This window comes from Streptomyces xylophagus, from assembly GCF_000716435.1.
GTDB classification, from domain to species: Bacteria; Actinomycetota; Actinomycetes; order Streptomycetales; family Streptomycetaceae; genus Streptomyces; species Streptomyces xylophagus.
In genome coordinates, this window is sequence record NZ_JNWO01000001.1 from 720,452 (window position 1) to 738,837 (window position 18,386).

Here is an 18,386-nt window from a genome sequence, read left to right on the forward strand (position 1 = left end):
ACTTGGTCGTCGCGGTGACGACGGCCGGGGAGCCGTTGCCCAGCGCGATGCGGAGCGCGGGGGAGCGGCCGGCCGCCGCTTCGCCGGAGTGGGCTTGAAGCCGGCCCGCACGTAGGAGGCGACGCGTTCGCGCGTCTACCGCTGCAGTCGACTGGCCAGTCCGGCACCGTCCGAGACCGCGGCCGCGTCGGTCAGTGGCGTGGGCGATCGGGTCACGGCGGGCTGCCGGGCTGGAACGTCGGTGACGGCTCGTCGGATCCCCACCAGAGGTAGGCGGTCACCGCCATCCCGGCAGCCCGCTCCGCCGCCGGGTTCGCAGGGAGCGGCCAGCGAAGGGCTTCGTACAGCTGCCGCCGATGGATGTCGAAGGCGGATTCGACGAGTTCCCCGAAGGTCACCGCCTGTCCGAGCAGCCAGAGGTATGCCCCCGTGCTTGCGCAGATCCCGGCCGGGGCGATCCACCACGCCCATGGGGACCAGACCAGCGACAGCACGCCCCAGATCCAGACGGTGGCCGTGGCGTCGAGTACCGCACGGGCCTCGTTGAGCGTCTTCTTCGTCTCGTCCGGGAGGACGAGCCACAGTCGCGGCCAGCACTTGACCGGGTCGAGGCCGTACTTGTCCAGTGGCCGAGTCTCCGCCGCTCGGAGGATGTTCCCGAGCCGGGTCGGCATGAGGCGCTCGGGATCGGTCGGAGTCGGCTCGCTGGGGAACAGGCGCAGCCCCCGGTCGGCCGCCGCGTACTCGCGACGCACCTGGGCCGAGGCGGAGCCGTTCTCGATACTCGGCGCGTGCTGCTGGAACCGGTCGTCGTGCCGGGTGCGGCGATGCTGCTGGCGGGCGCGGAAGCAGCGCTCCGCCCAGCCGAGCGGGGCCGGCCAGTAACCTTCGAGGAACCGCAGGGCGGTGGGCGTCAGCCTGTTCACCACTGCTCCGGAGAGGGCGATCCCCGCGAGGGACACGGCCAGGAGCACGACGGTCGTGGTGTCCGAGCCGTTGGTGAGCCGGTCCCGGACCGCCCGCCATCCGGCAGCTCCGCCTGGCCCCCACACGCCGGCGGTGACTCCGGCCGCCCAGAAGAGAAAGGCCGGGGTGAACATGGCGGCGAACCAGCGCCCGGCGAGGGACTGCCCCAACCCCTGCCAGAAGGCGGTCAGCATGGAGGGTCGCCGACGCCGGCCGGGGCCTCGGCCAGCGGGAGACTGTGGGTGGGGCACGGGGGCAGTGGTTCGGCACCTCGCCGCCAGCGGACGAAGTCACCGTTCGGGCACGCATAGCGCCGGGCGGCCGGTGGCGGTTCGCCGAGCCCGGGCAGCCCGGAGTAGCGCTCGCGCTCCTCGATCAGCGCGCGGACATCAGGCGGGAAGCCGTCGGCCAGGAACGCGGCCGCCCATTCGGCGACCGCCTCGTCCCGCTGCAACACCTGCAGGCCCAGGTCTATGACCTCTGCGACGTCAGCCGTGCTGACGAGCAGGTCCGCCAGTTCACGGTCGATCCCTCCGGCCTCGGCGTCGCCGACGAGGCCGGGAAGGTACCCGCGGAGCGTCCGCATGGCCTCGAGAATCGCGTCGTCGTCCACGGGGTGCAGTCTTCCGCAGTTCATTCCCCCACATACACGAATGCAGCCCAGTAGTAAGGAGAACGATGCGCCCGCGCCCGCTCCCACAGTTCCTGTGCCTTGGCCGGCACTCGGCTCCCGCTCAGTTCCCCGATGTCCGCAAAGGTGACGCGCTTCGCACCGTTGGGGGTGTCACGGACCCACTGCTGTGCCCGGCGCAACGCCTCGGGAGGATCCAGTCCGTCCGCGCGCCACAGTTTGTAGAAGCGAGCCATCAGTGCCATCGTGCTCGCGTCGGAGACCGACCACAGTGATCCGACCACACCCGCCACGCCTGCCTGGAGCAGGCCCGCAGGCAGGCTCACCACTTCGTCAGGCAGGTTTGCGCCGGGCACGGCCGTCTCGCAGGCGGAGAGGACCACCAGCCGTGCACCCAGGGAGCCATGCCCCAAAATGTCGCGCAGGGTCAGCGACTCGTCGTCGGCGAGCAGGAGCCCGCTGGCGAGCGGCTCGGCGACGTCCGCGAACCCATGGCAGGCGAAGTGGAGCACCGGGTGCTCGCCCAGCGCCGCCTTCACCGCCGGCAGGGCGGCCCGGGCACCGTCGAGGCGGCGGGCGCGGGCGAAGTGGCCGAGGGCGGCCCGCACCTCGTACCCGGCCGCCGGCAACGGACCCGCGCTCACCGGGCGCGGGTCCTCGACGGCCAGCACTCCGTCACAAGCGGCCACGCGGGCCTGCTCAGCCGCGGCCACGCGGGTGCGGGCATTGGGACTGTAGGTGAGCAGCAGGTCGTCGAGCGCGTAGCGGCGTCCGCTCGGTGCTGTGGCATCCGGGCGCCAAGCGGCGTGCAGCGGAAGCAGGCCCAGCAGCCCCGCGGGCACCAGCGCCGCCCGGGGTGCGGGCGCGAGGGCCGCGACCACGGGTTCCATGACCATGTCCCACAGCCGAGCCGTCGTGTCGTCCAGTTCCCGCTCCCAGGCGGCGGCTTCGGTGCGGCGCGCCCGATACGCCTGCAGATACGTCTCCACCAGCGTGCGCACGATCGCGTCGGTCAGTGCCGGCAGCCAGCACACCTCGACCTCGTCGCCGGAGACGACCAGGGCGATCCCGCCCTGCTCCACCGACGCCAGGTACACGAGAGGGGTCGTCGCCGCGGCCCGCAGGTCGTCGAAGCGGGGCGGGTCGAGGAACCGCTCGTATCCCTCGACCCGGCGGATGGCGGTGATGGCAGCGTCCAGCGCGGCACGGGCGGTGCGCAGTTCGCTGGTGAGGTCGCCTCCGTGACCGGATCCGGGCGCTCGAATCGCAGCTGCGGGACCATCCACGCCGACCAGCGCCCGGTACTCGAGCTTGGCGAGGACTCCACTGCTCTGTCGGTAGTGCTCGACGAGATCTTCACGTCCCCTTGCGGTGAGCTCTTCCAGTCCGGCGCGGGTACGTTCGAGCGTCTCCGAAAGGATCAGGGCCCTGCCCCGTTCCAGCGCCACTGCCGCATCGGCGGGGGCGCCTGACCTGGCCAGCGCGTATGCGGCAGCTGCCGCCAGCCCTTGCGCGTCGTGCAGCTCCTGTTCCTTGGCAGCTCGGGTCAGCTGCACACGGAAGAGCTGCTCCATCGCCTGCAAGCCGTAGCCGTAGGCTTCCGCCGCCTCGTCCCAGGAGTTGCGCCCGGCAGCCCACGAACCCCACGCCATGCTGTCGGCGCGGGCATCCTCCGGGCTGAGCACCAGGCCCGCAGTCACCGCCTGGCGGAAGAGCGAGCGCGCCTCCTCCAGCTCCGCCGGGTCGCCCACCACCGCGTGCTGGTAGCGGTTGCTCAGCACCCGCGCCAGGGTGCCGTGCAGATACAGGAGGCCGTGCACCCCGCCCTGGTGCGCGGCAGCAGCCTGCCGCAGCATCGCCTCGGCCTCATCGAGATCACTGGGGTCGCGGTCGCGCCAGAAGCGTTCCAGCAGGCCAGTGGCCAGAGAGTTGACCGCGCTGCCGGACAATGCTGCCGACGGGGCGGTCAGTTCGACTACCTTCCGTGCCCTGTCGATCCCCTCCTGGAGGTCTCTGGCGTCACGGGTATGCCGATGCTTGCCGTAGTACGCAAGCGCAAGGCCGGTGAGAATCGATGCCTGCACCGAGGGCGTGTCAAGGGCACCATCGAGCGCCTCCTGCCACAGCGTGATCGCCTCGTCCAGATCGGACGGATCGCCGCTGCGCTCATATCGATGACGCACTGCGATGCCGAGGCCCATCAGATGCGCCCACCGGCTCGGGGATCCCGCAGGCGTCAGCTCCAGCGCGGCTCGGGCGAGCTCAATCGACTGCGCGAGGTCCGCAAGGTCCCCGGTGCGGAAGTAGCGGTCCCTGAGTACGAAGCTGAGCGCGTTCAACGCGACGTCCCGGTAGGGCGTCCCAGGTGGGCAGCGCTCGACGGCTTGCTCGACGAGGGCGATGCTCTCGCCGAGATCGGCGACGTCCTGGGCCAGGTCATAGCGGGTACTCAGGGCCATCCCCAGCCCTACTAGCAGATCGGCCCGGTCGGGCGCGGTCTCCGGGGTGAGTTCCAGGGCCTGCCGGAGGGATTCGATCGCCTGGTCGAGGTCGGTCGACCGGGCCGTGCCCCGGAATCGGTCCTGGAGACTGCCGCCCAGACGGTTGAGCAGCACCGAACGGGTCGGGTACCGGTCGGCGTGGTCGAGTGCTTCGCGGTCGAGGGCGATGGCCCGGTCCAGATCGACGATGTCGCCGGCATGCTCGAACCGGGCGCATAAGGCGCTGGACAGGTTGGTCAGGGTCGCGAGCCGGTCCGCGCCGTCGGACCGGCCCAGCTCCTCCGCCACAACGAGCGCCTCCAGGGCGGCGTCCAGGTCCGCCAGATCGTTGGTGTCGTAGTACCGCAGGAGACGGTAGGCGCCGAGCCGCTGGAGAAGGGGGGCGCGCTCCGGAGAATCGGGGGGCAGCAAGGAGAGGATCTCACCGGCCAGTTCGACGGCTTCGTCCAGGTCTTGTCGCTCTCCGGTCTCCTTGTAACGCCTATTCAGACCCTCTGCCAAATTTGCCAGAGTGGCGAGGTGAGCGGGGGAACCATGGGGGAGCAGAGCGCTGGCCTCCCGGTGCGCGCTGATCGCCTGCTCACGCGCCCTCGGGTCTTGAACTCGTTCGTGGTAGCGCCAGAGCGCTTCTCCGAGCAAGTCCAGGACGTAGCCCCGGCGCGGGGACGACACGTCTATGGTTCGCGCCGCCTCTTCCAGGTGTGTCAACGCACGCCCGAGGCTGTCGCCATCCTCAGCCTCGCGGTACTCGTTCAACAGCCTCGCGCCGACCAGCGCATGCTCCCACGCCTGTCCGTCCGACCTGGGAGCGTCGGGCGCTTCCGTAAAGGCGTCCTGGTCGTCCATCGACAAGCGCACCTGGTCCCCGAGAAGCGCTGCCACCCGGGGGAGGTCGGCCACGATGTCGGATGCGGCCATCTCGTGGACGACCTCGAGAGTCTGCCGGAGGATGTCGATCGCGTGGCGCAGTTCAGCGGCCGTCCCGACGGCCAGCAGCTGGAGGGTCCGCTCCATGTCCACGGCGATGATCCGCGGCCCCGCCTCGTCCGTGAACGGCTCGAGGGCCTGGCGGAAGGCGGCGACGGCCTGAGCGTTGTTCTGTTCGGCGTCACCCTGGACACGTTCGGTGAACGCCCGCGCCAGATTGTTCTGGGTGATGGCCCACAGGACCGGCTGCACAGCTGTCGACTGCCGGGCGAGGGCCGTCCGAAAGGCCGCGATCGCCTCCTCGACATTCTGGCCGTGATCGCCCGTGGAGTCGTCGAGAAGGGCTTCGCCGAGCATGCCGTGCAGTGAGGCCCACATCTTCGGAGCCCGGTCCGGGGCGGTCAGCCCCAAAGCCCTGCGGAGGGACGAGAGCTGCCCCGGCTCGACAATCCCGCGAGCCGAATACTCGGACAACGGGGCCAGGACTGACCGCAGTTCGGGGGACAAGTCGTCCTCGATCAGCTCGGCGACCGCGTCGTCGACACCGATCCTGCGAGCCAGCACGAGCAGAGCACGGTACCGCTCGTACTGGCGCACCCCGTCGACGTCGTCCACCGCTTGGAGCCGAGTGATGAGCTGCTCGAACAGCTCGATGCCGGCGTCGCTCAACAGCTCGGGGTGGGCATGGAGCGTGTCCCGCACGTCGCCCCAGCTCGGAGCGAACGCCAACTCCCGTACAGTATCGGCCAGCCCGTTCGACTCTGCTTTCGCCGACCTGCCGGATTCCTGGGCCCTGCGACGGCGGAATAAGGCCATTGGTCCACGGTAACGGCCGGCATCTCCGGTATCTGCGGAATTCTGCAAGAGAGCAGTGAGGTCCGAGCACGTCGGCATCTTGGTCGCGCGTGGCCTTCTCGGCTCAACTCGGCTCGCGAGACTGAGGTCTGGGGAGCGTGACAGACGTTGTGACCAGGTGACAACTACCTCGACCAGTCACAGCGAGTCCGTTGTACCGGTCCGCAGTCCCCGAATGGAGTCGAAACAGTGTTCCATTTCCAGGAGGGGGCGGGTTAGGGTCGCGATCTAGGAGATCTTGTACGGAGGTGCCCGGATGGACAGCAGCGTGCCGGCCCGTAGGGGCCGTCCACCGGGGCCCCGGACCGCTGAGGGTGAGCTGACGGACCGCCAGTCGGACATCGTCCGCTACATCAGGGAAGCGGTCGACCGGCAGGGCTACCCGCCGTCGATGCGGGAGATCGGCCAGGCCGTCCACCTCGCCAGTACCTCCTCGGTCGCACACCAGTTGATGGCCCTGGAGAGCAAGGGCGTCCTCTACCGCGACCCGCACCGTCCCCGCGCCTACCGGATCCGGCCCACGTGGGCACCCGAGCTGGACAGCAGGAGCGCGGCGCGGGTCGACGTGCCGCTGGTCGGACGCATCGCCGCCGGCGCACCCCTGCTCGCCGAGGAGATGGTCGGGGACGTCTACGCCATGCCCCGTCAAGTCGTGGGCGACGGTGACTTGTTCGCCCTGACGGTCACCGGAGACAGCATGATCGGCGCCGCGATCTGTGACGGCGACATCGTGACCGTACGGCGCCAGGACAGCGCCGACCACGGAGACATCGTCGCCGCGCTCCTGGACGACGAGGCCACCGTCAAGGTTCTGCGCCGACAGGACGGGCAGGTGATGCTGATGCCCCGCAACCCCGCCTACCAGCCGATCCCCGGTGACGAGGCGCAGATCCTCGGCAAGGTCGTCGGCGTCCTGCGCCTGCTCTGAGCCGAGGCGGGCTCGAGGCGACGGGGCGGCGGAGCCTGTTGCCGACGCCACCCCCGAATGCTTATGAGCCCCGGATTGGGCTCGCAGGCGTTCCGGGTGCCATGTTCTGCCGCAGGTCGACGTACAGGCGCAGCCGTACTCCGGGCTGGCCGACATCCCGCGTAGTGCGGTCCGCGGTCGCGGTCCCCCAGGTTCGGGCGATCGCGGCCTGGAACGCGAGGACGGTGTCGTCGTCAAGACCGGCCACGTCGACGACCAGCAGGCCGGCTTCGGACACATGCGCTTCTCGGATCGGGTCCACGTCTGTACATACGTCTTCGTGCACGACGGGGTTCTCCGCGAGACCCGGATTCACCTCAACGAGTCGGGTGGACGGGATCAGCCGTAGCCCATACTTCCGGCGACCTTCTATTGAGCGGCGGCGACCTCCTCGATGGCGGAGCCGGTCAGGACTCGGTGGTTGCCGTACTGGAGACCGAGGACTCGTCCTGGACGACGGTGCTTAGTTGCGACGAAAAATTACTGCTGCGGCACCGGCTGTGAGGATGGTGGCCAGGAGCCAGCCAAGGATGACGAGGGCAAGGGCTATCCACTGGGAGGCACCGGCAGTGCGCCACGCTGATTCTTGGCCGAGGTCGAGAACTGGCAGGAGCAGATCGAGGGTGTAGATGGCGGGTTGCCAGTGCGGTGCCTCTTCCGCGCTCAGCGGAGGTGGCGGGTTTGAGGCGAACCACAGCGTCCCGGTCAGCCAGAGCGACAGGAGCCAGAACAGCCCCCGTGCAGGACGGTAGCCGTAGCCGAGGACGGCGTCCTGAAAGCCGTCCCACGCTCGAAGCAGCAGGGGCAGCGTTTCTCTTCGCCGGCGGAGTTTGGCCAGGTCGACGTCGTTTGCGTCGAGATCGTCTCCCGATGCCCGAAGCGACGCTGCCAGCCGGTCGTATGGTTCGGGAGAGTATTCGGGGGTGGCAGAAGTCACCCACGCGAGGCGAGCGGCCAGCGGGAACGGGCCTCCCGGAACGAGGGTCGCGTATGTGAAGCCCTGCACATCAAACCGCCCCGGCCCGGGCCAGCTGTCCGCCCTGTTGACCAGACGGCCCACTGTGGCGTTGGTCAAGATGATCTTTCCGCGTTCCGGTCGTTCTGGCATGAACCGCAGCTCGGGCGCCTGAATGCCTCGCAGCGACACTTCCTGTCCATCGGTGAGATGCAGGCTGACGTGCTCCAGGACGATGCTGTTGCCGAATGTGGCTCCGTCCAACAGGATCCCGCCGTGCACTACGGCCCGCCGCCATTGGGCCACGCGAGCGGGGACGTCGTTTGGGTCCAGCTCGACCCAGGCAGAGATCACCAGGCTCTCCTCAACGACGAGACGCAGGGCATTGAGGGCCCATCGGCCGCCCCCGCGCCCCAACACAGCGCCCCGAAAGTTGAGTTGTCCGCCGATACGCGCACCTCTCAACGACACCAAGCCGAAGGCGCTGAGTCTTTCGGCGTTGAAGTCCTGCGCGACGTTCATTCCGTCGCCGTTCCACGCTCTGGCCTCGCGATCGGGGTGCAGGCACAGCCGGTTGACTGTGAGGTCGGTGCCGATCTGCGCCTGGGGTATGGAAATGCCGGCGGATACCGTGGAGCCGCTCAACTGCAGGTCACCTGTCGTGACGAGCCGGGCCGCTTCCAAGGAAGGGATCGCGCAGCCGGCGAAGATGACCGTGCGCATGTGGCAGTCGACAAGCCGGACAGTCTCCTCGAAACGGCAGTCGGACAACTCGACGGGCACGTCGATCTGAGAGTTCGACAAGTCGAGCGGGCCGGCGATGCGTGCCCCTGTGATCTTCAACGCCGCAGCTCTGCCGGGGAGCGGAGACGGACCGTTCAAGAGCAGGAGAGCGAGGATCCGGGCCCGCACGGTGCGCTCGGGCCCCCAGGCCAATGAACTGTTGACGTCGTCCGCCGCTGCATCCCCGGTCCGCAGGTCGTACATGGAACCGTTGCGGAACGCCTGCCACATGCCAAGCTCGGCTGCAGTCAGACCGTCCGGCATCTCATCGCCAACCACGCCCCATCCCTCCCCCGAGTCGCTGCCCCCAACCTTCCCTCAACTGGCCCTGGTTGGGCAGGGTGGGCCGATACACGCACTCGCCGTTGTAGGAATCCGAGGTACTTGAGCATTCCGACCTGGGACGTTGCGGTAGTTGAGCACACCGCGCCAACCCTGCGGCGCCGGTACTTGAGCCAACGCTATCTAGTGCTTCCGGGCTCCGAGTACAGGTCAGCGCGCGTATGCGGGTATCAGGCATGTATGGCAGGTGCTGAAACGTGGTGGGGTAGGCGACCTGACCGTCTAATCCCCGTGTAAGGACGTTCCGGGCCAGTCAAGAACAACCCGGGCCGTTCGAACAGCAGGGCCGTCATGCCTACGTCCATCCGGGCCCGCGTGGCCTCACCGTAGATCGGCGGGCGGTTCTGCTGTGAGGTGGTGACTGGCGGGCACCGATGAAGACACCTCGTCACAGACCGTGCCCGCAGAGGTCTCCTGTGAGCCCGGTGCGTCTCGGTGTCTCGCTAGTCACCACCACGGGCACGGTGTTGGCGCCCGTCGGCGCTGGACGGACGCCTTGGGAAAACCGGGCTCCGATGCCTCCCGCGAGACAGGTGCCGTCCAGCACCGTCGCGCGTCAACACCCGCCACTTGATCACTCGTTGGTGTTGGTGGTGCGAGCCCGTCGCACGGTGACCTCCTGATACGCCCGAGCCGCCCGAGCTCCCGCGAAGACCGAGGCCCGTGAGACGAGCTGGTGCCACGAACGGCTACTGAGACATCCCACGCGGACAAGGAGTCAAGCTGCCTCGTTGGAGAGCTCTGCGGAGCGCTGGTTGGGGAAGGCCTTCGTCTCGTCGTAGGTCACTCCAGCCTGGAGGCAGTGGAACAGCATTCCCATGAAGCGATTGAAGAGGTTCCGCTGGGCGGCGACGTGGCGGTCTCCGGCTTCTTTGCGGCGGTCGTAGTGGGCTCGTGCCCCCGGTGACCTGGTGAGGGAGACGAAGGCCCACACGTAGCCGACTGCGGCCAGCCGCTGATTCTTGACCCTGCGGCTCATGACCACGCAGCTCTTGCCGCTGGCCCGGGTGACGGGTGCGCTTCCGGCGTAGGCCTTGAGCGAGCCGGCGTTTGCGAACCGGGTTCGGTCGTCGCCGATCTCCGCGAGGACCCGTGCTCCGGTCAGGGAGCCGAGGCCGGGAAAGCTGCGGATGATCGGCGCGTCCGACTCCCGCTCTATTGCTAGCGCTCGAGGCGCTGGGTGGAGCCAGGGCTATCAGCCCACTCCCGAGGTGAAGCGAGGCCCGCAGTCTCTTTCAAGGCCTCAATAGGGCCCGGGTGGGCCTGGCGGTGCTTCGCTTCGCTGCCCATTGGGGTGGGCCTCCAGGAGTTCCTCGATCCTCGCGGCGAGGGCTTTGCGCTGGTCAAGCACGGACTGGAGTGAGTTGGCGAGGCTAAGGGCTCGCAGAGAATCAACGTGTCGATTTGATCTGCGTGGGGCTGCTGTTCGCGAGGAACGCGGTGACGTCGGCGGGCGTGCGGATCCTGGCTGTCGAGGGTGGGATGGTGTAGCCGTGCTCGGCCGGGAGGGGCTGGACTTGGCGAACGGCCCTGGTAAGGGTGCTGCCGTTGACTCCGAAGACTTGGGCGAGCAGGTCTCTGGTGCCGAGTTTGCGCAGGTATAGCACGGTGGCCAGGATTCTTTCGGCGGTGGTCAGCTTGTCCTTGGCCCCAGCGCCGCGAGCACGCATGCGCTCACCCCCTCGCTGCTGGAACCGTCCTTGCTCACGTAACTCATCGAGTTTCGCGGTGAGTTTGTTGGCGAGTTGGTCCAGTGCCGGTTCGGGCATCCCGGTCAGCTCCGGGTTGCGCAGATACCCAGTGCCGGGCTGCGGGGAGGGGGCAGTTGACTGCGGGTTCTTGGCCACATCGGCTGGGGTGTCGCGGGGTTGAGGGTGGAGGGTGTAGTTCCAGTCGCCGTGGAAGCGGTGTCGGTGCATGGGCAGAGCGTCGATATCGCTGTCGGTGACCTTGATGCCCGTGGCGTAGGTGCCTGGGTCGAGTTCGGCGTGGACTTTCAGCCCGGTGCGGGTGGTGGTCGCCGCGATGCTGTTCACGATGACGTCATGGCTGGTCAGTGGGCGGCCACGCCAGTTCATGGAGATATGGGAGAACAGCCGGTGCTCGATCTTGTTCCATTTCGAGGTGCCCGGCGGCATGTGGCAGACCGTGATGCTCAGGCCCGTCTCGGCGGCCAGGGCTGCGAGTTCGGTCTTCCAGGTACGGGTGCGGTAGCCGTTGGACCCGCCCGCGTCCGCGGTGATCAGCAGACGGTTGGCATCCGGGTAGTCGTGCCGGCCTCGGGCCTGCCACCAGCGGCGGATGGAGGCGACAGCGAATGCGGCGGTGTCGTGGTCGGTGCCGACGCTGACCCAGCCGGTGTTCGCCGCGATGTCATAGATCCCGTACGGGATCGCCTTGCCCGGCCCCTGCCGGTCCAGGAAATCGTGCGTCTTGACCAGGATCGGCTCACCGGCCGGCCGCCACTGGCGGCCCGCGTTCTTGTAGTCGCCGACGAGTTCCTTCTTCTTCGCGTCCACACTGATCACCGGCTGGCCAGCACCCATGTACTCCCTGGCTCGCTCGTTGATGTAGCGGAACTGGGCGTCACAGTCCGGGTGCTGCTTGCCCTCGATGGTCTTGGCGCTGGCCTGCAGGCTGAAGCCTTCCTTGTGCAGCAGGTCCCCGACCGTGTCGGCGCTCACCCGGTGTCCCTGACGAGTGAGCTCGGCCGCGAGGTTCCTGGTCGACTTCACCGTCCAGCGCAGCGGCGACATCGGATCGCCCCGTTCGTCAGGCTCCACCAGTGCCAGCAGCGCAGGCCGCAGACCCGGATCAAGGTCCACGGCCTTTTTCCGACCACCACCGGGCCTGCGTACCCGGCCCAGAGGCTCCTCGCCGGCCTCTGACTCGTCCACGCCTTTGCGGACCGTCGTCGCGCTGACCTGGGCCGCCTGCGCGACCGCCCGGATACCGCCGTGACCCAGGATCCGAGCCTCGGCCCCCATCATCAGGCGCCGCTGCCGCTCGTCCAGATGTGGGAACAACACCCCGAACTTCACGGCGAGTTGACCACGAACCTCATCGGAAACATCCATAGCAGACCAACGAGCCTGATCACGCGAAGCAACACGTTGATTCTCTGCGAGCCCTTAGAGGATTAGCAATTTCTCATGACCGCCGCGCCTTCCCAAAAATGTCGTCGGACCCGCAGGCGTCTGCGGATACGACGACAAGGTCGAGATAAAGCCCCTCTCAGAAAAGATAGCCGAGGAGGTCGACAACTCCTTCATTCCATGGCTCATCCGAAAGCATCTTCACCATCATTTCACCAAGAGGCTTTTCCGTTATCCCGAGAGTTTTGTGATCGTTAATCATGAGCCATTTCACATGATTTGATACTTTTCGGTATCCATTGGCAAGGTAGACTCGCGGGTCGTCTGCGAAGAGGAGGAGCACGTCGACCTTGGAGGAGCGTGCCACGGATTCGACTTGGGTCAAAATAATACTAGCGATTCCCTTTGAGCGTGTCGATGAAGTCACGCAAAGGTCTATTATCCCGAAAATCCGCAACGGCGCATCGCCGTTCCTGATAATTCGGTGATCAATGCCCACTTGAGCAATTAGGGTGTCTCGCTCCCAAGCGAGGCATCTAAGATGAGGTAGCTGCTTATAGTAGGCGCGTGAAGGGTATTCCGGAAAGCAGGATTTAAGTAGCTCTCGAAGATTTTGGTTAGTGCTTGAATTAATCTCATGTTCCGGTTTTATTTCTATTTTCATTACTGTACTGTCAGTCAGGTCCATAGGGCGACGGTATCAGCATTCAGTTGGGGCAACATCAAGATTTCTTCGACCAGTTCCTCCGGGGCTCTTTGCGGGTGAGCCTTCGGGTCATGAGGGTAATGAGTGTCCAGGTCAGGTGGGCTTCTGAGTGCTCCCGGAAGTGTTCGTAGTCGCGGACGTTGCGTCGGGCTTTCTTGATCCATATTATTGAGCCTCTTCAGCGTTGCCGCTCCAGGGTGAGAATGGCTTTGGCGATTGACGTCATGCGATTGGGGCTGCAGCGGAACCTGCGGAAGATCCGCCAGGACTTCAGGCAGGCCACGCCGCGCTCAACCGGTGCCCGTGCCGCGGCCAGAGCCCGGTTGACGGTCTTCTCGGTAGGGGTGAGTTCCCGCAGGGGCCTGCGTTTGATGCCCGTGGTCAGCCAGGGGCCACCGCCCTGGTAGGCGAGATCGGCCAGGATGGGGACGCCCTGGCGCTCGCAGATGCGGATGATCCGGTGGGTGCGGGCGGCGGTCAGGTCGTGGGAGCGGCCCGGCAGCGCGGGCGAGAGCCACAGCAGCCGGCCGTCCGGATCGGTGACTACCTGCACGTTCCCCCCGTGCCGGCGGTGCTTGTGGGAGTAGTCGGCCCGTCCGTCGCCGACCCGGTCGCACTCGGCGAGCGTGCCGTCCAGGAGGACGAAGTCCGGATCCTGCTCGCGTAGGACCTTCAGCAGGCCCGGTGCACGGTCGGCGAGGAGGTCGATGACCGCGCTGGTGTAGGCGTGGGCGGTGGACTCGCTGATCCCGAACCCGGCAGCGACCTGCGCCAGGGTGGTGTGCTCGCGCAGGTACACCAGTGCCACTATCGCGCGCTGGGACGGACGGAGCTTGCAGCGGCGGTCACCCTCACGGGTGACGATGAGCATGGTGACCCACTCCACGAGCGCATGTGGCAGGTCGAGTGCGGCAGGATAAATGACCAACGAGGCCCCTGAGCAGCGTGGTTGAGGCGTCAGACATCTCGATCAACTGCCCGGGGGCCTCGCTCGTTGCGCTTCACGGACCGTCACCCGATCGGTGGCCCGCTCGAAGAAGCTCATTGATCCGAAACGGTAAGCGTTCCGGGTCGTTGAATGTTACGTGAGTGAACTGGTGGGGGACACACGGCAGTTGTCGCCGTCGGCGCAGGAAGCGTTGCGGCTCCGGGCGGTGGCCGCGCTGGTGGAGGGCCGGGACCGCGAGGACGTCTCGGCGTTGTTCAAGGTCTCGCTCAAGGCTGATCGCGATGGGGTCGGCGCGTGACAGCGCGATCTCTTCCCGGACCTTCTTCTCCCGGGCCTTCAGCCGACCGAGCACCGATGGCACCAGCCACCTCCACGAGTGGAAGGAGCGGACGAACACGCTCATCTCTCCCGCCGCCGACCGGAGTCAATGCCCACCACAGCCGAACCAACGGATCAGGTTCGGAAACGGAAAGCGGATGGCTTCTGCCATCAGCCCAGCGATTTGCGCACGGTGTCCGCGATCCGCGCGGCGGACGGCATCGCGAGGTCCTCCAAGATGTTGGCGGCGGGCAGCGGGATGTGCGGGGTGGTGATGCGGACGATCGGCCCGGTCAGCGCGCCGTAGGCCTCCTCGGCGGCCAGCGACGCGACTTCGGCGCCCCAGCCGCACAGCCGGGGGTTCTCCTCGACGGTGAAGAGCCGGCCCGTGATGGCCACCGCGTCCAGGACCGTTGTCACGTCGAGTGGCACCAGGCACCGCAGGTCGACCACCGTGCAGCCGATGCCGTCCGCCGCGAGCAGTTCGGCCGCCGCCAGGGCGCGCGGGACCATCGCGGCGAGGGCGACGAGTGTGGCGTCGGCTCCGTTGCGCAGAACCCGGGCGGTGCCGAGGGTGTCCAGCAGTTCCCCGTCCGGCACCTCGCCCCGGACCGGGTAGAGGGATTTCTGCTCGAAGAAGAGCACCGGGTCCGGATCCCGTACGGCGGCGGCGAAGAGGCCGATCAGGTCGGCGGGGTCGGCGGGGGCCACGACCTTGAGGCCGGGCACCGCCATCGCCCAGTTCTCGACGCTCTGCGAGTGCTGGGCGCCGAAGCGCAGGCCGCCACCGTTCGCGGTGCGGATCACCAGCGGCAGCGAGATCTGACCGTCGGTCATATAGCGGGTCTTGGCGATCTCGTTGGCGACGATGTCCCAGCACACGGCGAGGAAGTCGCTGAACATGATCTCGGCGACCGGCCGCAGTCCGGTCATCGCCGCGCCCATCGCCGCGCCCAGGATGGCCTGTTCGCTGATCGGAGTGTCCCGCACCCTGCGCGGCCCGAACTCCTCCAGCAGGCCCGGCGTCGCCTTGAACACCCCGCCGGCCGCCGCCACATCCTCGCCGAGGAAGACCACGCGCTCGTCCCGCCGCATCTCCTGGGCGATCGCCCGCCGTACGGCCTCGCGGTAGGTCAACCGCGCCATGACGCACCTCCGTTCGCCCATACCTGGCTGAGCAGTCGCCCCGGTGACGGCGGGGGTGCTGCCACGGCGGACTGGGTCGCCTTGTCGACCGCCTGCCGCGCCTCGGCTTCGAGGCCGTCGAGCACCTCGGGCGGCACGCCGTGCTTCAGCAGCCGCTCCCGGTAGGCCGTCACTGGGTCCCGGGCCAGCCAAGCATCGACCTCCTGCGGGGGCCGGTACTTCGCCGGGTCGGCGCGGGAGTGGCCGCCGTGCCGGTAGGTCAGCGCCTCGATCAGGCTCGGGCCGCCGCCGTCACGGGCCCGGGTGAGCGACTCCGCTGCCACCGTGTGCACGGCGTCCGCGTCGTTGCCGTCCACCACGACGGCGTCCAGCCCGTACGCGGCCGCCCGGTCGGCGGCGGGGCGGGGCACGGCCGTGACGGCAGCGATCGGCGTGTACTCCATGTAGAGGTTGTTCTCGCAGACGAAGACCACCGGCAGCTCCCACACCACCGCCAGGTTGAGCGCCTCGTGGAAGGCACCGATGTTCGTCGCCCCGTCGCCGAAGAAGCACACCGCCACCTGGCCGCTTCCCCGGTACTGGGCGCTCCACGCCGCACCCACGGCGATCGGCAGATGGGCGCCCACGATTGCGTACGAGCCCATCGCGCCGTGCCGGACGCTGGTCAGGTGCATGGAACCGCCCTTGCCGGCCATCAACCCGGTGTCCCGGCCCAGGAGTTCGGCCATCACGGCGGCCATCGGCGCGCCGCGGGCGAGGACGTGGGCGTGCCCCCGGTAGGTGGCGAAGGTGTAGTCATCGGGCCGCATGGCGACGGCGAACCCGGCGGCGATGGCCTCCTGTCCGAGCGAGAGATGGCTGGTGCCCTTGACCAGGTTCCGCAGGAAGAGGTCGTAGGCGCGCTTCTCGAAGAGCCGGATGCGGGTCTGGGCGCCGTACAGCGCGAGCCGTTCGTCATCCGTGGGCATCTGTGCATCCTTAGTACGCGTTGGCTATGAACAGTTCCTGGGCAGGGAAACGGGTGAGGATGCGCGGTCCGTCGGTGGTGACCAGCACCTCCTCCTCGATACGGGCCGCCGAGTAGCCGTCGGCGGCCGGGCAGTAGGTCTCCAGTGCGAAGATCATGCCCTCGGTGATCTCCCTAGGGTTCTCAAGGGAGTTGAGGCGACTGATGATGGGCCGCTCGTGCAGCCCCAGGCCGAGCCCGTGGCCGAACTGCAGGCCGAAGGCGGCCATTTCGTCGCGGAACCCGAACTCGGTGGCGGCGGGCCACACCCGCGCGATCCGGTCGGTGCTCACGCCGGGCTTCACCAGGTCGATCGCGGCGTCGATCCACTCGCGCGCCCTGGTGTACGCGTCGCACTGGGCCGGGGTGGCGCTACCGACGGCGAAGGTGCGGTAGTAGCAGGTGCGGTAGCCGTTGAAGGACTGGATGACGTCGAAGAACGCCTGGTCACCGGGGCGGATCAGCCGGTCGGAGAAGTTGTGCGGATGCGGGTTGCAACGCTCCCCGGACACCGCGTTGATCGCCTCGACATCGTCCGAACCCATCTCGTACAGCCGCTTGTTGGCGAGCGCCACGATCTCGTTCTCGCGAACGCCGGGCTTCAACGCCTCCGCGATGTCCTGGTAGACGCCGTCGACCATCGCGGCGGCCATGGACAACAGGGTGATCTCGTCGGGGGACTTGAGCTGCCGGGCGTCCAGCATGACCTGCTGGCCGTCCGCTGCGCGCACACCCTGCCGGGCGAGTTCGAAGAGCATCGGCGGTTCGGCCGCGTCCACCCCGACCAGCAGGTCCGCGACTCCCTCCTCGGCGAGGATCGCCTTGATCTCCCGTACGGCGGCGGTGAACAGCCCCGCCTCGGGCGCGATTGCGCCGCGCAGCCCGAGCAGCCCGGCCCGGCTGTGGCCGGGGGCCAGCCAGGGGGCGTGGAGCTCGTGGTGGCGGGCGGCGGAGCCGAAGTCCCAGACGTACGGGTTGCCGGTGCGGGTCAGCAGGGCGTAGCGGGTGAACTTGTCGCGGGCCCACTCGCCGATCACCGTCGAGGTCAGGTAGCGGATGTTGTTGGTGTCGAAGACGAGCAGCGCGCCCAGCTCGCTGGCCTCCAGCGCCGCGCGGGCCCGGCCCAGCCGGTAGCCGCGCAGGCGGTCGAAGTCGACGCGCTGCTCGAAGTCGACCGCGGTGTGGCCTGGCGCGGGGGTGAGCCGTGGTGCCGTGGTCATCGCGGGCCCCCCGTGCCGGACAGCCCGTCGTCCACCTCGGCGTCCTCCGAGGTGAGCGTCAGCCCAGCCGCGCGGGCCTGCTCCAGCAGCAGCGCGGCGAAGTCCGACCCGCCGTGCCCGGCCCCGACCGCCGCCTGGACCAGCTGGTGGACTGCGGCTGTGAGCGGCATCGGCACCTCGGCGGTGCGGGCGGCGGCCAACCCCAGGTCGAGGTCCTTGCGCAGCATCGTCGTGGTGAAGGTCGGGGTGAAGTCGAGGCCCACCAGCGCGGGCGATTTGTAGCGGCTGAATGCCGAGCCCAGCACCGAGGAGTTGAGGAACTCCAGATATGCCGCCCGGGACACGCCGTGCCGTTCCGCGAGGATGACCGACTCGGCGAGCGCCTGCGCCACGACGGCCAGCACCATGTTGTGGGCCAGCTTGACCAGCCGGGCCGCCTCGCCGGTCCCGACATAGGTGACCGAGCCGCCCAGCGCCGTCAGCAGCGGCAGGACCCGGCGGAAGGTGTCCTCGGGACCGGACACCACCAGGCTCGCCCGGCCCGCGGCGACCACCTTGGGGTTGCCGCTGATCGGTGCGGCCAGCAGCGCGGTGCCGGTCTTGGCCGCGGCGGTCCGTACGGCAGCGGACACCTCCGCGTCCACTGTCGAGCAGTCCACGATCACGCCCGGTGCCGCGTCGGCGGTCAGCAGGCCCCGTTCGCCCGTCGTGACCTCGGCGAAGTCGTCGGACCCGGCCACCATCGTGAACACGACGTCACACGGGCCGAGTTGTCGCACGTCGTGCACGACGTGCGCCCCGGCGCCCCGCGCGGCCAGCGGCTCGGCCTTGGCCCGGGTCCGGTTGTACAGCGCCAGTGGTATTCCCGCGTCGAGCAGCCGCCCGGCGAGCGCGAAACCCATCCGGCCGGTGCCGGTCCAGCCGATCAGCGGAAAGTCGTCGGGCATCGGGCTTCCTCCCTCGCGCCGGGGTGCGGGCGGGCCGCCCGCAGGTCGGTGTGCGTGGCCGGGGCGGGACTG

The 18,386-nt window shown here is 68.2% G+C and carries 14 protein-coding genes and 1 pseudogene; 2 read left to right on the forward strand and 13 right to left on the reverse strand.

Annotation, left to right across the window (positions count from 1 at the left end; all coding sequences use genetic code 11):
* Positions 1-212: 212 nt before the first annotated feature.
* From OO70_RS03205 to OO70_RS03215, 3 genes are read right to left on the reverse strand one after another with little or no spacing between them, the layout of a single operon-like run.
* A complete protein-coding gene (locus OO70_RS03205) occupies positions 213-1,160 on the reverse strand; it encodes a hypothetical protein (protein WP_043663269.1) in 948 nt (315 codons plus the stop codon).
* A complete protein-coding gene (locus tag OO70_RS03210; protein WP_043663271.1) occupies positions 1,154-1,579 on the reverse strand; it encodes a hypothetical protein in 426 nt (141 codons plus the stop codon). Before OO70_RS03210 ends, OO70_RS03205 begins: the two co-directional genes overlap by 7 nt.
* Before the next feature lie 20 nt (positions 1,580-1,599).
* On the reverse strand, positions 1,600-5,754 hold the full coding sequence (locus OO70_RS03215; RefSeq protein WP_043663274.1) for a CHAT domain-containing tetratricopeptide repeat protein: 4,155 nt from the start codon (positions 5,752-5,754) through the stop codon (positions 1,600-1,602).
* Positions 5,755-6,136: 382 nt separating this feature from the next.
* Here OO70_RS03215 and lexA point away from each other — a divergent pair, with 382 nt between their 5' ends.
* Positions 6,137-6,808, forward strand: a complete 672-nt coding sequence (gene lexA / locus OO70_RS03220; protein WP_063749669.1) for a transcriptional repressor LexA — start codon at positions 6,137-6,139, stop codon at positions 6,806-6,808.
* 61 nt (positions 6,809-6,869) lie between these two features.
* Here lexA and OO70_RS03225 read toward each other — a convergent pair whose 3' ends face one another.
* The 6 genes and pseudogenes from OO70_RS03225 to OO70_RS03245 all read right to left on the reverse strand — a co-directional run bounded on the left by OO70_RS03225 (position 6,870) and on the right by OO70_RS03245 (position 13,656).
* Positions 6,870-7,163 carry a DUF6207 family protein gene (locus tag OO70_RS03225; protein ID WP_324604830.1) on the reverse strand — a complete coding sequence of 98 codons (294 nt, stop codon included), beginning with the start codon at positions 7,161-7,163 and terminating at the stop codon, positions 6,870-6,872.
* Between the two features lie 147 nt (positions 7,164-7,310).
* Positions 7,311-8,849 (reverse strand): hypothetical protein, encoded by a 1,539-nt coding sequence (locus tag OO70_RS03230; RefSeq protein WP_043663715.1) that lies wholly within the window; start codon positions 8,847-8,849, stop codon positions 7,311-7,313.
* Between the two features lie 796 nt (positions 8,850-9,645).
* Positions 9,646-10,089: pseudogene (locus OO70_RS03235) on the reverse strand (transposase); the annotation flags it as partial.
* 229 nt (positions 10,090-10,318) lie between these two features.
* A complete protein-coding gene (locus tag OO70_RS03240; protein ID WP_043663279.1) occupies positions 10,319-12,004 on the reverse strand; it encodes an ISAzo13 family transposase in 1,686 nt (561 codons plus the stop codon).
* A 157-nt stretch (positions 12,005-12,161) separates the two neighbouring features.
* Positions 12,162-12,710, reverse strand: a complete 549-nt coding sequence (locus OO70_RS52040) for a GNAT family N-acetyltransferase (RefSeq protein WP_078651210.1) — start codon at positions 12,708-12,710, stop codon at positions 12,162-12,164.
* A 196-nt stretch (positions 12,711-12,906) separates the two neighbouring features.
* Positions 12,907-13,656, reverse strand: coding sequence for an IS5/IS1182 family transposase (locus OO70_RS03245; protein WP_043663281.1), 750 nt, complete (start codon positions 13,654-13,656; stop codon positions 12,907-12,909).
* Positions 13,657-13,813: 157 nt separating this feature from the next.
* On the opposite strand from OO70_RS03245, the gene OO70_RS51740 reads away from it, so the two are divergent.
* Entirely contained in the window at positions 13,814-13,975 is a 162-nt protein-coding gene (locus OO70_RS51740) for a hypothetical protein (RefSeq protein ID WP_234336681.1), read from the forward strand.
* Positions 13,976-14,166: 191 nt separating this feature from the next.
* On the opposite strand, the gene OO70_RS03255 is transcribed toward OO70_RS51740, so the two are convergent.
* From OO70_RS03255 to OO70_RS03270, 4 genes are read right to left on the reverse strand one after another with little or no spacing between them, the layout of a single operon-like run.
* Positions 14,167-15,141, reverse strand: coding sequence for an alpha-ketoacid dehydrogenase subunit beta (locus OO70_RS03255; protein ID WP_043663283.1), 975 nt, complete (start codon positions 15,139-15,141; stop codon positions 14,167-14,169).
* Positions 15,129-16,109, reverse strand: a complete 981-nt coding sequence (locus OO70_RS03260) for a thiamine pyrophosphate-dependent dehydrogenase E1 component subunit alpha (RefSeq protein WP_043663285.1) — start codon at positions 16,107-16,109, stop codon at positions 15,129-15,131. Before OO70_RS03260 ends, OO70_RS03255 begins: the two co-directional genes overlap by 13 nt.
* A gap of 10 nt (positions 16,110-16,119) precedes the next feature.
* The gene (locus OO70_RS03265) at positions 16,120-17,367 is read right to left on the reverse strand and encodes a M24 family metallopeptidase (protein WP_043663288.1); all 1,248 of its coding nucleotides are present in this window, start codon (positions 17,365-17,367) and stop codon (positions 16,120-16,122) included.
* Complete coding sequence (locus OO70_RS03270) at positions 17,364-18,314, reverse strand: NAD(P)-dependent oxidoreductase (protein WP_043663291.1); 951 nt, start codon at positions 18,312-18,314, stop codon at positions 17,364-17,366. The genes OO70_RS03265 and OO70_RS03270 overlap by 4 nt, the downstream gene beginning before the upstream one ends.
* Positions 18,315-18,386 lie beyond the last annotated feature (72 nt).